Genomic DNA, 15,593 nt, shown 5'->3' on the forward strand with positions numbered 1-15,593 from the left:
GAATATGAAAAGCTTTTTTGGAACTGACAGATTAAAAAGAAGTAGAATTCTAAAAGCAATATTATTTATTATAATAATGATAGGTGCAGTGAGTAGTATGTCATTATTATATAAGAGTGTTTATGCACAGGAAGAAAATCAGCAGAAGTACACTACAAAAAAGAGAGTGCTTTTTATAAGTTCATATTCATATGCATGGGAAACAGTGCCTGAACAGATTGCCGGTATAAAAGAAGTACTTAATGAAGATGTAGTTATTGATTATAAGTTTATGGATTCAAAAAATCTGACATCATCAGAAAGTGTTGATGATTTTTACAGGCATATGGTTTATTATCTTGGCGAGGTTGAACCATATGATGCAATTATCGTCGGTGATGATGCAGCATTTAATTTTGCTGTAGATAATAAGGATACATTATTTAAAGATATTCCGATATTTTTTGAAGGTGTCAACAATGATGATAAGGCAGTTGCAGTCTCAGCATCATCGCAGATTACAGGTGTCATTGAAAGTCTTTCATACAAAAATACAATTAAGGCTGCATCAAAGATTATTCCGGATGCCAAAAAGATTGTTGCGATTCTTGATGATACTGTTACCGGTATGGGTGAGAGAATACAGTATTATAAATATAAAAATATTTATCCGCAATATGAGTTTGATGAAATTAATGCATCAAAACTAAGTCAGCATGATTTGATTGAAAAAGTAAAAAGTCTTGATTCGGATACGATTCTTATATATATAATGTGCAGCAGTGATAAAGACGGAAATACATATATAGATTCACAGGGAATAAAGCTTGTATCAGAAAATGCACCTGTTCCTACATTCAGTATTGTGTCTATAGGTATGGGAAAAGGCGTTATCGGTGGTGAGATGGTATCTCAGAAGGAGATGGCAAAAATTGCGGCGTCAATGGTACAGCAGTATTTTAATGGTACAGATGTTTCAAGTATTGGAATACAGACAGAACCGCCGAGAGTGATTATGTTTGATGAGAATGTTATGAAAAAATATGAAGTTTCATCAAAATTGCTTCCTAAAAATGCAATTATTATCAATCATGAACAGAATTTTTTTGAAAGAAATAGGGATATTATTATCTTTTCTGGAATTATAATAGCATTTCTAATTATTATATCTGTATGTCTGTTTGCATCTAATATGCATAAAGAGAAGATAAATAAGAATTTAAGTATTTCAACGGAAAAATATGAAAAGCTTGCAAATCATGATATGTTGACAGGTCTTCCGAACAGAATGGCATTTAAGGAAGATTTGATAAAGTATTTTGGTGATAATAAGCAATTTAGTGTATTTTTGTTTGATATTGATAAATTTAAACATATTAATGATACCTACGGACATAATAGCGGAGATATGGTTCTAAGGGAAGTTGCCCAGAGAATACAAAAAATAAATGATAATCTGTTCCGAGTATACAGATTTGCAGGTGATGAATTTACTGTTATCGTTGACAGTCATGATTATAACGTTGTAAGTCAGTATGCACATCGTATAATTGATTCTTTTAAAGAATCATATGAAGTTGACAATGCTATGATAAATATTCATTCAAGCCTTGGAATTGCAATGGTGCCCGAGAATGGAACAAATGAAGATTCTGTTGTAGCGGCAGCAGATGATGCAATGTATTTTATTAAAAAACTTGGTGGAAATAATTATCACTTTTCTGATAAATAATGGGAAGTCCGCTTATGGCGGACTTCCTATTATTTATAGTGCACCTTGCGGTACACGTTTCTCCCATTATTTATATTATTTACACTTAAATGAAGCACAGACTGTTTCTGATGCATCCTGTGCACAGATGCCTGAGATATCGATATGGTCGGCACTACATTTTTTGTCTTCGTTATATACACAATTAGAAGCCTCACATGAGATACTTAGATTGATTTTAGGAGATTCGCTTGCGTTTTTTGCTGTTTCACTGTCGGCTTCGTAGAAACTGCCGCAGCATGTTTCATCGCATTTACATGCACTGTTTCCATGAACTTTGATTGATGAAAGACAGCAGCAATTGTCTTTGTTGTGTGAACATGCGTTTACATTACATCCCAATGTTGTCATAAAATCCTCCTGTTCTGCGTAAATAATTATTTCCGCGAAAAAAACATGTCCGGATATTCCGGACATGTTTAATATGTGCAAAAATGTGTAGTTTATTCAAATCAATTAAATGAAAATTAATTAAATAATTTGAAATTAATTTTATGTCTTGACTGGTTGTAATATCTGAATATTACTTTTGCAAGAATTTTCTTTTCTGAAACATAATTACTTGTTTTCCAATATCTTGAATCCAAAGAATCATTACGGTTATCACCCATTACGAAATAGTGACCTTCAGGAACAACAAACACCTGTTCCTCTTCATTATCGTTCATAGGTTCACGTAAATAAGGTTCATCCAGCTCATTACCATTGACATAAACTTTTCCATGAATAATCTGAACGACATCACCTGGTATTCCGATTACACGTTTGACAAAATTTTGTTTTTCATCATCAGGATATTTGAAAATTATTACATCGCCACGTTCAGGTTTGCTAAACAAATAAGATAATCTGAAACCGATAAGCCTGTCACCCTCCATGATGGTATTTTTCATTGAACCTGTAGGTACTTCGGCATTTACAATAATATATTGTGTAAAAATAAATGCTATTATAAATGCAACGGCAATTAGTTTGATTATGCTTAAAGCCTCTTCAACAAAAGGATTGAGCTTTGGTTTTTGTTTATTTAATGATGATTTTTTATTTGTAGAATGATTTTGTCTATAAATATCGAAATCATCTAATTCCAGATCAAGAACATCATCATCTATATAATCATCATCATTTGTTTCTTCATATGTAATATAGTCATCATCATATAAATCGTCATTAGTATTGTTACTGTGTGTATTGTTATAATCTGACATAATAACCCTCATTTTAAAAAATTTAAAAGAAAGGCACTGAGGCAATATAATCCCAGTGCCTTTTTTTTATATAATACGTTAAAATTGCTTATTTAGCAAGCAATTCCATAATTTTATTACTTCTTGCAATAAAATTAGTCATCTGTTCAGGTGTGAGTGGTGCATGACTGAGCATAGCAAGATCATAAAGCTGTTCACACATGAGAGTTGTATTTTCGCCATCTTTATGTTCAGCAATATATTTGACAAGTTCATTATTGGCATTGAGGACAAGTGTCTGGCTGTTGGCACCAAACATAGATGGATCCATGCCATACATATTATACATTTTCATCATATCCTGCATACGTCTGTCCTGTTCAGATAGAGTAATCATTGATGAAATAGATGCATTCTTTAACTTTTCAACTTTGACATTAAGATTATCTTTGCCAAGAGCTTTCTTGAAAGTTTCAGTGAGTGTTTCAGATATTTCTTTCAATTCATCTTCACTTGTTTCTTCCTTGAAGCTGTCTGATAAGTCAGCATCTATTCTTGCGAATTTAACACCCTCGTTTTTAGACTCAAGGTGAGTTATGAATGGCTGATCAATGTTATGTGTAAGGATTACAGCATCAATACCGGCTTCTTTAAACATGTTGATATACTGGCTCTGTTCTGTTTCATCAGTAACATAGAATACAGTATTTTCATGATGTTCTTTATTCTCTTCAAGACATTCCTTGAGCGTGAGATATTTGCCGTCAATGTTCTTAAAGATAATATAATCATTCATTTTTTCTGCAAATTTTTCATCTTTTAAGCAGCCGAATTTGATAAATGGATTGATGTCATCCCAATATTTTTCATATGATTCTTTCTGTGTTTTGTACATTCCTGTGAGCTTGTCACCGACTTTTTTAGTAATATACTCAGAAATCTTCTTAACGAAACCATCATTTTGTAATGCACTTCTTGAAACATTAAGAGGAAGGTCAGGGCAGTCAATAACGCCTTTGAGAAGAAGCAGGAATTCAGGTATAACTTCTTTTATGTTATCAGCAACGAATACCTGATTATTATAAAGCTTTATTGTGCCTTCAATAGTTTCATACTCTGTGTTAATCTTTGGAAAATAAAGAATACCTTTTAAATTAAATGGATAATCCATGTTCAGATGAATCCAGAATAAAGGTTCTTTATAATCGTGGAATACATTGCGGTAAAATTCTTTGTAATCTTCATCGCTGCATTCGTTTGGATGTTTTGTCCAAAGTGGATGAATATCATTTAAAGGAACAGGACGTTTTACTATTTTAGCCATTTTTTTGGCAGGAGTTTTTTCGACTGTTTCCTTTGTTCCGTCTTCTTTTTCGACTTCTTCTGTCTCGGCTTCTTTTATAAATGTCTCAATAACAGTATCTTTTTCTGTAACTTCTTCCTCAGGAATTTCCTCTGTCTTTGGTTCTTCATCCTCGTTAGTTAAAAAGATAGGTACAGGCATGAATGAGCAGTATTTTTCAATAACTTCTCTTGCTTTATATTCATTTGCAAATTCATAACTGTCTTCATTAAGGTAAAGTGTGATTTCTGTGCCGACATTCTGTTTGTCAGAATCTTTCATGTCATATTCAGTACCGCCGTCACATTCCCAATGAACTGCTGTTGCATCTTTCTGGAAAGAGAACGTGTCGATAGTTACTTTGTCAGCAACCATAAATGCAGAGTAGAAACCGAGACCAAAATGACCGATAATCTGGTCTTCGTTAGTCTTGTCCTTGTATTTTTCAAGGAAAGCTTCTGCACCTGAAAATGCTATCTGGTTAATATATTCATTTACTTCATCCTTAGTCATACCAATACCATTATCAATGATTTTGATAGTCTTGTTTTTAGGACTTACTTTAACGTCAAGTTTATATTCAATATCATCAGGGGCTTCATACTCACCAATTAAAGAAAGTTTTTTTAGCTTTGTAATTGCATCACAACCATTAGAAATTAATTCTCTGTAGAAAATATCATGGTCAGAATACATCCATTTTTTAATTATAGGGAAAATATTCTGGCTGTTAATTGATAAATTACCATGTTCGTTTGCCATATTAATCAATCCTCCATTAAATATATTTAAAAGCCTGATAAGCTTTTATGTGCCTGTTAATTCAAAATGAATTTAACATAAATCAATCTAGAATGTAATTTAATACAGGAAATGAACAAAGTCAAGAAGAAATTAGCACTCAAAACAAATGAGTGCTAACAGGAAGGGGCGTAATACGCATAAATACACGGCTGCAGGAGATTATTAAAATTCTATGAAATTTCTTCATAGTTAATGCCGGAGGTTTCAAGGAATACTTTTACATATGAGTCAAAAGCATGTTCAAGTGACTTATCCAGTGTAAATGTTCTGACAGAGGTTCCTGTTACAAGCGTAAGTCCTGAGTCAGAATAGCGTATATTTATAAAAAGTCCGTTGATATCTTCTGGATTAATGTCGGTCTGCCCGGCCAGCTGTGATGTGTCACCTTCTGATAAGAGAAATATTATCTTCAATGATGTAGGAACTTTATTACCTTTAATGAGACCAAAACACACCGGCTTTATCTTAGACCACTGCGAATATGACGGGCTGGCCAGTGAAGCCAGCTCATCATCAGAGAAAAAAGAACGGTTGATTGAACCATTGATATTATAGGTGTTGCCTGTTACTATGGCTGCTTCTGATAGGAGCATATTATCAAATGTGTCTTTTATAAGAAGATGAGACATGAAAGTCTTAGTATCTTTGATAGTTAGTGAAATCATATTAAGTACCCCATTAAAATTTATATAATATATACTAATACGAATAATATAAAAAGTCAATAAAAATTATGAAAGGCTAATATAATTTTTCAACACATTTCTGTATTAAATCAATAATTTTAAAAAGTATCATTGAAATAATGCACAGAATAATTATTGACATTGCAATAGGATCCATATTAAAAATCTGACTGTTGTAAATTATTACATATCCAAGTCCGGCTCTTGCAGCAAGGAATTCACCAATGATTACGCCGACAAGACATAGACCGATATTGACTTTCATATTACTTACAATTGTGTTTAATGATGCCGGAAGGATAAGCTTTGTAAGAATCTGGAAACGGCTTCCACCGAAAGTTTTCATAAGCTTGATTTTATCAGGGTCTGTATCGGCAAAGCTTGTGTATATATTTAGTATTGTACCAAAAATTGCAACGGATATGGCTGTTACAATAATAGCTTTCGCATTGTTACCAAGCCATACAATGAGCATTGGTGCAAGTGCTGATTTAGGAAGACTGTTAAGAACTACAAGGTACGGTTCAAGTATGTCGGATAGTGGCTTGCAAAGCCATAAAAGCAGGGCGGTGCCAATACTGAATACAATTATGAGACCAAAGCTGAAAAAAGTTTCGCCGAGTGTAATAGCAGCATGCTTTAATATGCTTCCGTCAATCAGCATTTTATAAAAACATATGCAGATTCTTGATGGTGAACTGAATATAAAAGCTTCTATCAAGCCGAATCTTGCCGAAATTTCCCACAAAAAGAGGAAAATAACAAAAAGAAAAATCCTCGATAATGTGATAAATAATTTGTATTTTTTTATTTGTTTAAGGTAGGCCTGCTGTTGTGCACTCATTGTACCAGCTCCTTCCATATTGTGTTGAAATAATCAGAAAATCCGGGAGAACTTCTTGCTTTAAAAGGTGTGCGTCCGTCTGTCAGATTATCAAATGTTATATCTATAATTTTATTAATTCGTCCGGGTCTTGCACTTAAAATAATAACCTTGTCACCCATTGCAATTGCTTCGGAAATGTCATGAGTTACAAGGATTGCCGTTTTGTTCTGCTCTTTCAGAATTTTATATATGTCGTCGCTTACTTCAAGTCTGGTCTGATAATCAAGAGCAGAGAATGGTTCATCAAGAAGAAGTATATCAGGTTCAAGTGCGAGTGTTCTTATGAGGGCTACACGCTGCCTCATTCCACCTGAAAGCTGTGAAGGTTTTACATTTTTAAAATTGACAAGACCGTAAGTTTCAAGCATTTTATCAGCAAGTTCCTTTTTTTCCGATGTGAGCATATTTCTTGTTTCAAGACCAAGCAGGACATTTTTATAAACAGAACGCCACTCAAAAAGACTGTCTTTTTGAAGCATATATCCTATATGAAGAAGTGAACCGGATGAGCTACATCCATTTATATATATTTCACCGCTGTCGGGATGCAAAAGCCCTGAAATCAGGGAAAGAAGTGTAGATTTGCCGCATCCGGACGGACCGACAATACATGTGAAGCTTCCGGAGCTGACATCAAAACTTATGTCAGTCAGGGCGGGAGTTTCACCTTCCTGTGTATGATAAGAATAGCTTACATTTTTAATGGAAAGAATATTTTTCATAACAGGGCTCCAATCAGGTTATATCTTATATTATGCATTTGTGTTGGAAGTGTCCGGCATAAGCATTCATATGTCAGGAAAATGATAAAAGTTGTAAAAAATCTTTACTTTTTTTGTTTGATATGGTAACATATCTTTTGTTTCATGCTACCATGGCTCAGTCGGTAGAGCGTCTCACTCGTAATGAGAAGGTCGCCGGTTCGATTCCGGCTGGTAGCTTACATTAAGAATCCCCGCAAAACCTTGTAAATTAAGGCTTGCGGGGATTTTTACATGTAAAAAATATTTGTCGGTTTTAGGTGAAAATTAAGTGTTTTTTGGTAGTCAGAAGGTGTTCAACTATCGATCACATTGGCAAAACGCTGTTCGATTTCATTGGTCAGCTCGGAAATATATTTATCGTTGTGGACAGGGTCTGTAATACGTTTATCATAAGGAACGAAACCACCGGCCATATTTTCGTGTCCGCCGCCGCTTCCGATGCCCTCAAGTGCCTGATTGGCAACCTTTCCGGCGTTAATTGTTCCGACGCTTCGCACAGATATTTTTATTCCGTCATCTTTTACAGAGTAAACGACTGTGTTGTCAGTTGTGTCGAGCATCATAATAAAATCAGATATTGCAGCAATAAGCGGTTCTGGACTGTTATATCCGGTATTGGCATATGATGTTTTTCCATATGTTTTTATGCTGTTAATTGCTGAGGAATATGCAAGCAGGTCTGTCTGACGCAGAGTGCTGTTATCAAGTTCGGCAATCTTTTTGCGGTCGGCAAGATTGAATAATTTATAAAACATATCAAGGTCAAGATTGGACATACCACGGCTCAATCCGGCAGTATCAATACGTATTCCGTATAAAAGTGCTGTTGCAATATTGCCGGGTATCTGCAGACCTTCATCAAAAATATATTGTGCTATCATTGAAGCACATGCACCAACTTCAGGCCTTATATCAGAAAAAGTATATTGTGATTTGCCAAATATAGGATGATGGTCAATGCAGACCACCTCATTTCCGGGCATGTCGATTATATTGGCATTGCCTTTCTGCGAATCAACAAGAATTATTTCTGCATCCTGTGACATCTCAGTCATATCAGAATATTCAATGATTTCAATACCAAGCTTTTTAACCATTGCATTTGAACTTCCGTGTTCAACTTTTCCTTTGTAAATAATAGTAGATTCAAGACCTCTGCTGTGCAGAAGATACTGAAGACCGTAAGCACTTGCTATTGCATCGGGGTCAGGAAAATTGTGTGTTTGTATAAAAACATGCCTGTGTGTGAAACTGTCTATCATTTTTGTTAAATCAATCATCAGAGTTCTCCAATTCTGCGTTTAATTATATGCAAATTAAACTTTTGCCGCTTGTGTAAAAATTACATTTGAATAGAACTGTTTCAACAGTTCATAATTAAAAATTATATTTTATTTTAATATAAGCTGTCATTCATTGCAATATGTCTTAATGTGAATAGTATATCCATATGTGAATAAAAATAAATTTTAAAAGCACAATATTATTGAGTGTTAATATGTTTTAATTTATAAAAATGGGGGCAGTATATGGAAGAAAAGGAAAAAGATAAGAAAATTCAGGACTTTGGACAGGTAGTGCTTGAGAATAATAAAAAACATGGTAAAATACATTTAATGACGATTATCGGTGAAATAGAAGGACACGATGTTCTTCCGGCATCAAGTAAATCAACAAAGTATGAGCATATTCTGCCACAGCTTGCATCAATTGAAGATAATGAAGAGATAGATGGTGTATTATTTCTTATGAATACAGTTGGTGGTGATGTAAGTGCAGGGCTGGCTCTTGCAGAGATGATTGCTTCAATGTCAAAGCCGACAGTTTCGCTTGTGCTTGGTGATTCACACAGCATAGGAGTACCGCTTGCAGTGAGTACAGATTATAGTTTTATTGCACCGACGGCAACTATGATTATTCATCCTGTAAGAATGAATGGAACGATTATAGGTGCACCACAGACATTTGATTATTTTAAAATGATACAGGACAGGATTGTCAGGTTTATATCATCACATTCAAAGGTTTCGGAAGATGAACTGGAGAAAATGATGATGAACACCGGAATTCTGACAAAAGACTTAGGAACAATTCTTGTCGGACAGGAAGCTGTAGATAAAGGACTTGTAAATGGCGTCGGAGGAATAAAGGAAGCATTTGCGAAGATGCAGGAACTTATGAATGAAAAAGGAAAAGAACATGACTGAAAATATTGCGGATAAGGAAATGTCCGAATGTAAATTATGTCCAAGAAATTGTAAAAAAAACAGAAAAAATAAAGAAAAAGGCTACTGCCTTATGACGGATGAACTCTGTGTTGCAAGAGCGGCCCTGCATATGTGGGAAGAGCCATGTATTTCAGGAGAGGAAGGCTCAGGAGCTGTGTTTTTTTCAGGATGTACTTTAAGATGTGTATTTTGTCAGAACAGAAATATAGCTGCGGCACAAACAGGAAAGATTATCAGCATTGACAGGCTTGCTGATATTTTTCTGGAATTGCAGGAAAAAGGTGCCAATAATATTAATCTTGTAACGCCGACACATTTTGTGGTGCAGATTGCACAGGCTATAAAAAAAGCAAGAAGGAACGGACTGATAATTCCAATTGTATACAATACAGGCAGTTATGAAAACATAGAAACTTTAAAGCTTCTTGATGGTCTTATTGACATATATCTTCCGGATATGAAATATATGGACAGTTCACTGTCACTTAAATATTCCAATGCAAAAGATTATTTTGATGTTGCATCCAAAGCTCTTGATGAGATGTTTAAACAGGTTGGAAAACCAGTTTTTGATAAACGTGGAATTATGAAAAGAGGAATGATAGTAAGACATCTTATACTGCCGGGGATGACATATGATTCAAAAAATGTTATAAAGTATTTATATGAAACTTTTAAAGATGATATTTATATAAGTATTATGAACCAGTACACACCGCTGAAACAGGTTGAAAAGTACCCTGAGATAAACCGGAAAGTGACAGATAAAGAATATGATGAAGTTGTTGATTATGCCATTGAACTCGGAGTTGTAAACGGTTTTATCCAGGAGGGAGAGACTGCATCGGAAAGCTTTATCCCTGAATTTGACTGTGAGGGAGTTTGACTATATAATGAAAAAAGAAGTACATGGGCAGGATAATAAAATAAAACAAAATAGGGCACATATCTGGCAGATAGCCTTTTTTTCGCTTAATAATACATCGACTAATTTATTTCTGGCAATGATGGGATATGTATCATATTATGCCAATGGCATTGCGGGAATAGGTGTAGTTGTAATATCATTTATTCTTACCGGAATGAGAGTGTTTGATGGAATTACAGACCCTGTTATAGGATATATTCTTGATAAGACAAATGGCAGATTTGGAAAATTCAGGCCATTTATAGTTCTTGGATATATTCTTATGGCAGCAAGTTCACTGGTGCTTTTTTTTACAACACACCTTGTGCCTCGTTTTATACGTGCACCGTATTTTATAATAATTTATGCTGTGTATATAATAGGATATACTTTTCAGACAACAGTTGTAAAATCAGGTCAGTCAGTTATAACGAACGATGTAAACCAGAGACCGCTTATAACATTTTTTGATTCAACATTTATAATGTTCGCACATGGTCTTACAGCATTTTATGTTTCGGTATATCTTATACATAAATATAAAAATTTTAATTCCAGTGAGCTTTTTGCTGAATTTGTAATAACTGTTGTTATTTTATCGGCAATATGTACGGTTCTGGCTGTAATAGGAATATGGCAGAAAGATAGAAAAGAATTTTTTAATCTTGAAAATAATAATTCGGGTGATAAGCCCCAGAATATTAAATTCCGCGATTATGCTTCGATTTTAAAGCATAATAAACCTATAAGAATGCTTATAATTGCGGCTGCGTCAGATAAGTTCGCTGCTATGGTTTACGGCAATTCTACAGTTATTGTCATGCTATACGGCATACTTATGAAAAATTATCCTCTTGCTGGAATTATTGGCATAATAGTTGGAATACCTAATCTTGGAATTATTTATATAGGAATTAAATATGCACAGAAATATGGACAGAAAAAAGCAATGACAGGAGCGACATGGTTTGCAATTATATTCCAGTCTGTATTGATGATTATGATGATTTTTTGCGACCTTACAAAAGTATCAGTTACGAATATTAATCTTATAACGATAGTATTTTTGACAGTATTTGCACTGCTCAATGGTGTAAAATCAATAACAAACAATATGGTTGTGCCTATGATAGCTGACTGTACTGATTATGAATATACAATAAGCGGACATTTTGTTCCGGGAATCATGGGAGCTTTATTTTCATTTATTGACAAATCATTTTCGGCACTGGGAACATTTTTTGTGGGAATATCACTTTCACTTATAGGTTATTCAAAAGTGTTTCCACAGGTTGGCGACGAACTTACGCAGCCATTAAAATGGATGACAATTTTCTTTTATTGTATAATACCTATTATTGGCTGGCTTATAACTTTATTTGCAATGAGATATTATAAGCTCGACAAAGCTGCGATGAAAAATTTATACAGTCTGAAGGGTGGAAAAGAATGATAAATATAAAAAAAGGCAATCCGGCACAGCGTGGAGCACAAAAAACCGGAAGTATGTCATATAATTTTGCATTTGCAGGTGTTTCTGATAATATAACACTGCTGATATTTGACGGAAGAAAAAATCTGAAATGCAGAGTAGAGTTAGATGAAACATACAAGACAGGCGATGTGTTTTCATGTAATATTTCCGGTGAAAATCTTGATAAAGCAATGTACTGTTATGAGTTAGATGGAAAAATGATACCGGATTTGTATGCAAAGACAGTTACATGCTGCAGTGAATTTAATAAAATACAGGATAATGCCAGATATCTGAGCAGAATTGTGCTTGATGAATTTGACTGGGAAGGTGATATGCCTCTTCAGACTCCATATGAAGACAGTATTTTTTACAAAATTCATGTCCGTGGATATACTAAAAGCAGAACATCAATGGTAAAACATAAAGGGACTTTTGACGGTATTATCCAGAAAGCAGATTATCTTAAAGAACTTGGAATTACGGCGGTTGAACTTATGCCGGCTTATGAATATGATGAAGCCGGACGCTTTCCGGATTATGATGAAAATGAAAAACCATCAGGAATGTATAAAATGGCAGAGCAGGGACGTCCGCTTAATTACTGGGGATATTGCAATGCACTCCATTTTGCACCGAAAGCTTCTTTTACTTCGTGTGCATCATACAAAAATGATTACACATATGAGTTTAAAAATATGGTAAAGCAGCTTCATAAAAAAGGAATAGAAGTTATTATGGAGATGTATTTTAGCGATGAGACACCTGAACTTATCACAGATTGTATACGTTATTGGGTGATGGAATATCATATTGACGGAGTGCATCTGTATGGTCCGCCATGTGCATTAAATGTCTGTGCCACAGACCCTGTTCTTTCATATACCAAAATAATTACAGTGTTCTGGGATGGCAAGAGAGGACATGTGCGTCATATGGCAGATTATAATGATGGGTATCTTGGAATTATAAGACGTTTTCTGAAAGGTGACGATAACCAGCTTGAAGATTTTATAAATACACAGAGAAATAATCCACAGAATGCGGCGGTAATTAATTATATTACTAATCATAATGGATTTACATTAAACGACTGTGTGAGTTATGACAGGAAACATAATGAAGCAAATCATGAAAATAACCGTGATGGCGAGAGCTTCAATTACAGCTGGAACTGCGGATTTGAGGGCCGCACGAAAAAGAAAAAAGTTCTGGCTCTCAGGGAAAAGCAGATGAAAAATGCACTTATGATGCTTATGTTTTCAGCGGGAACACCACTTATTTTCGGTGGTGATGAATTCCTTAACAGTCAGCTTGGAAATAATAATCCATATTGCCTTGATAATGAAATTTCATGGGTAAACTGGAATGATAATGAAGTATCAAAAAGAATGACGGAATTTGTAAAGAAACTTATTTCATTCAGGAAAAAATATAATATCCTTCATATGAAAGACAAGCTGCTTGCCTCTGATTCACTTTCATGCGGTTACCCTGATATTTCTTATCATGGAAGCGGTGCATGGTATCAGGTTACAGAAAATTATAACAGGCATATTGGAATAATGTATTGTACAAAATATTCAGATTGTAAGACAAATGCAGGAAAAGATGATGAATTTGAGCTTATATATATTGCATACAACATGCATTGGGAAGCACATGAACTTGCACTTCCAAAAATTTCTGAATCATCATCATGGAATGTGAAAATATGTTCGGCGGATGATGAAAGTGTAAGCGTTACAGACAACAGAACACTTCATATCGCACCGAGGACATCAGCTGTATTAACAGCAACTATAAAAAATATTAAAAATATAAAAAGGGGTCATCGTGAATATAAATAATCCGGAAGAATTAAAAAAATATTTTGAGAAATTTAAAGAACTTGTAAAAAATGAAGAAGCAGATAAAGCAATGCATATGCTTGAAGAACTTCTTAAATCAATAGAAGAACAGGTGAAAGTAAGACGAGCTGGTTCTATAGATGCAAGAGGAAATATAAGCATCAGCGAACCACAGGATAATTGTGAACATATATATATGAGCCTTAATCATGTTATGGAATATTATATATATGCATTTTATTTCAAACCTGATTGCGATGTGGTACTAAGTGAACTTCCATATGGTGAATATTACAGGTCCTATGGCGATTTGTGTGTGAAAAGCGGGCGTTATAAAGCAGGTATTGAAGCATACAGCAACGCAATATGCTGGAATCCCGTAGATTTGGATGCAATTCTTGGACTTGCGGAATGTTACAAGTATCTTAATATGTTAAAAAGATATATGATAGCAACAAAAGAGGCGTACAGGCTTTGCTGCACAAGAGCAACAATGGCCAGATATTACAGAAATATGGGATTTTATTATCTTTCTGCATACAAGCCGGAAGTGGCAAGAGCCTGTTATATATATAGCAATATTTATTACAAAACAGATAATGCAGATGCAGAACTTTCTTATATTGAGCAGGCTTTAAATCAGGAGACACCTAAGCTTTCTGTTAAAGAAATGCAGAAAATGTTTGATGATGAAGGAATTGAGCCGGGACCATCATCAGATACTATAGGTGTAATATACCGTGTCGGACAGATAATGATGGAAAGTCAGGATTATCGACTTGCAAAAGATTGTTTTTCGATAGTTTATGACATAACACAGGAAGAACAGCTTGAAAAGCTTTTGGAGGAACTTGAAAATGTTTGATTCGATAATATTTGACCTTGACGGAACACTGTGGGATTCAACAGTGCCAATCTGCGAGTCATGGAATGTTGTATTAAAAAGACATGCTGAAATAAAAAGACCACCAGTTACAATAAACGAACTTGGTGAATGTATGGGACTTCCAATGTATGATATTGCAGCTAAACTTTTTCCGTTAGAATCAAAAGAAGTACAGACTGCGATTATGGATGAATTGTGTGCGTATGAAAATGAATATCTTTCAGAACATGGTGCGAGGCTTTTTGACGGACTTGAAAATGTATTATCATTATTATCAAAAAAATACAGGCTGTTTATAGTGAGCAACTGTCAGGACGGCTATATCGAAGCTTTTTTAAAGGCTCACAGGCTTGCAAAGTATTTTGAGGATACTGAGTGCTGGGGAAGAACCAGAACATGCAAGGGCGAGAGTAATAAGATTCTTATAAAAAGAAATAATCTTTGTAACCCTGTGTATGCAGGAGATACATCAGGTGATGCTGAATCGGCGGATTATGCGGGAATTCCGTTTATTTATGCAGCTTATGGTTTTGGAAATGTAAGCAGTGATAAATATATTGCGAAAATAGATGATATAAAAAATCTTCCAGAACTCATGGAAGAATTGTAAAAAAACATTGACATCAAAATTTTTTGGTGTTACAATCAGTCACAAGTTAAATAAATAGAAAAAGTCGTTGAACAAAATAGTACATTTAGCACGTACATCACAGAGAGTCAGGGCAGGTGTGAACTGATATGGAAGGCTTTATGGAATGGGTTTGGGAGATGCGTAGGTGAATTTATAAGTAGCTTACGACGTGGCCTCACGTTACAGGGGAAAGATATT

Annotated in this window: 14 protein-coding genes, 1 tRNA gene and 1 other annotated feature (1 of these 16 running past the window's edge); of the genes, 8 read left to right on the plus strand and 7 right to left on the minus strand. The window is 34.7% G+C overall.

What is annotated here, in order from left to right; all coding sequences use genetic code 11:
- Positions 1-4 precede the first annotated feature (4 nt).
- On the plus strand, positions 5-1,711 hold the full coding sequence (locus WMO38_RS01295; protein ID WP_349161087.1) for a diguanylate cyclase domain-containing protein: 1,707 nt from the start codon (positions 5-7) through the stop codon (positions 1,709-1,711).
- A 75-nt stretch (positions 1,712-1,786) separates the two neighbouring features.
- Here WMO38_RS01295 and WMO38_RS01300 read toward each other — a convergent pair whose 3' ends face one another.
- From WMO38_RS01300 to WMO38_RS01325, 6 genes are all read right to left on the minus strand, one after another.
- Positions 1,787-2,101 (minus strand): DUF1540 domain-containing protein, encoded by a 315-nt coding sequence (locus WMO38_RS01300; RefSeq protein WP_349161088.1) that lies wholly within the window; start codon positions 2,099-2,101, stop codon positions 1,787-1,789.
- 116 nt (positions 2,102-2,217) lie between these two features.
- Entirely contained in the window at positions 2,218-2,958 is a 741-nt protein-coding gene (lepB, locus tag WMO38_RS01305; protein ID WP_349161089.1) for a signal peptidase I, read from the minus strand.
- Positions 2,959-3,046: 88 nt separating this feature from the next.
- Positions 3,047-5,041 (minus strand): molecular chaperone HtpG, encoded by a 1,995-nt coding sequence (htpG, locus tag WMO38_RS01310; RefSeq protein ID WP_349161090.1) that lies wholly within the window; start codon positions 5,039-5,041, stop codon positions 3,047-3,049.
- A gap of 212 nt (positions 5,042-5,253) precedes the next feature.
- A complete protein-coding gene (locus WMO38_RS01315; RefSeq protein WP_021865940.1) occupies positions 5,254-5,748 on the minus strand; it encodes a DUF5721 family protein in 495 nt (164 codons plus the stop codon).
- 76 nt (positions 5,749-5,824) lie between these two features.
- Positions 5,825-6,613 (minus strand): ABC transporter permease, encoded by a 789-nt coding sequence (locus tag WMO38_RS01320; RefSeq protein WP_021865939.1) that lies wholly within the window; start codon positions 6,611-6,613, stop codon positions 5,825-5,827.
- Positions 6,610-7,377 (minus strand): ABC transporter ATP-binding protein, encoded by a 768-nt coding sequence (locus WMO38_RS01325; RefSeq protein ID WP_349161092.1) that lies wholly within the window; start codon positions 7,375-7,377, stop codon positions 6,610-6,612. Before WMO38_RS01325 ends, WMO38_RS01320 begins: the two co-directional genes overlap by 4 nt.
- 146 nt (positions 7,378-7,523) lie before the next feature.
- Between WMO38_RS01325 and WMO38_RS01330 the strand changes: the two genes are divergently transcribed.
- A tRNA-Thr gene (locus WMO38_RS01330) sits at positions 7,524-7,596 on the plus strand.
- A 116-nt stretch (positions 7,597-7,712) separates the two neighbouring features.
- Here the strand turns inward: WMO38_RS01330 and WMO38_RS01335 are convergent.
- A complete protein-coding gene (locus tag WMO38_RS01335; protein ID WP_349161093.1) occupies positions 7,713-8,699 on the minus strand; it encodes a DHH family phosphoesterase in 987 nt (328 codons plus the stop codon).
- A 249-nt stretch (positions 8,700-8,948) separates the two neighbouring features.
- On the opposite strand from WMO38_RS01335, the gene WMO38_RS01340 reads away from it, so the two are divergent.
- Genes WMO38_RS01340 through WMO38_RS01365 form a run of 6 tightly spaced genes read left to right on the plus strand, consistent with a single transcriptional unit; the run spans position 8,949 to position 15,374 of the window.
- Positions 8,949-9,626: a ClpP family protease gene (locus WMO38_RS01340; RefSeq protein WP_021865936.1), complete on the plus strand. Its 678-nt coding sequence runs from the start codon at positions 8,949-8,951 to the stop codon at positions 9,624-9,626.
- Positions 9,601-10,533 carry a radical SAM protein gene (locus tag WMO38_RS01345; RefSeq protein WP_349161094.1) on the plus strand — a complete coding sequence of 311 codons (933 nt, stop codon included), beginning with the start codon at positions 9,601-9,603 and terminating at the stop codon, positions 10,531-10,533. The genes WMO38_RS01340 and WMO38_RS01345 overlap by 26 nt, the downstream gene beginning before the upstream one ends.
- Positions 10,534-10,540: 7 nt before the next feature.
- A complete protein-coding gene (locus WMO38_RS01350) occupies positions 10,541-12,007 on the plus strand; it encodes an MFS transporter (protein WP_349161096.1) in 1,467 nt (488 codons plus the stop codon).
- Positions 12,004-13,878, plus strand: a complete 1,875-nt coding sequence (locus WMO38_RS01355) for an alpha-amylase family glycosyl hydrolase (protein WP_349161098.1) — start codon at positions 12,004-12,006, stop codon at positions 13,876-13,878. Before WMO38_RS01350 ends, WMO38_RS01355 begins: the two co-directional genes overlap by 4 nt.
- The gene (locus tag WMO38_RS01360; protein WP_349161100.1) at positions 13,865-14,743 is read left to right on the plus strand and encodes a tetratricopeptide repeat protein; all 879 of its coding nucleotides are present in this window, start codon (positions 13,865-13,867) and stop codon (positions 14,741-14,743) included. Before WMO38_RS01355 ends, WMO38_RS01360 begins: the two co-directional genes overlap by 14 nt.
- On the plus strand, positions 14,736-15,374 hold the full coding sequence (locus WMO38_RS01365) for an HAD family hydrolase (RefSeq protein WP_349161103.1): 639 nt from the start codon (positions 14,736-14,738) through the stop codon (positions 15,372-15,374). Before WMO38_RS01360 ends, WMO38_RS01365 begins: the two co-directional genes overlap by 8 nt.
- Positions 15,375-15,432: 58 nt before the next feature.
- Positions 15,433-15,593 (plus strand) — a binding site (T-box leader); it runs 172 nt beyond the window's last position.

Origin of the sequence: Lachnospira hominis (ex Hitch et al. 2025) (genome assembly GCF_040096395.1) — a bacterium.
Lineage (GTDB): Bacteria > Bacillota > Clostridia > Lachnospirales > Lachnospiraceae > Lachnospira > Lachnospira hominis.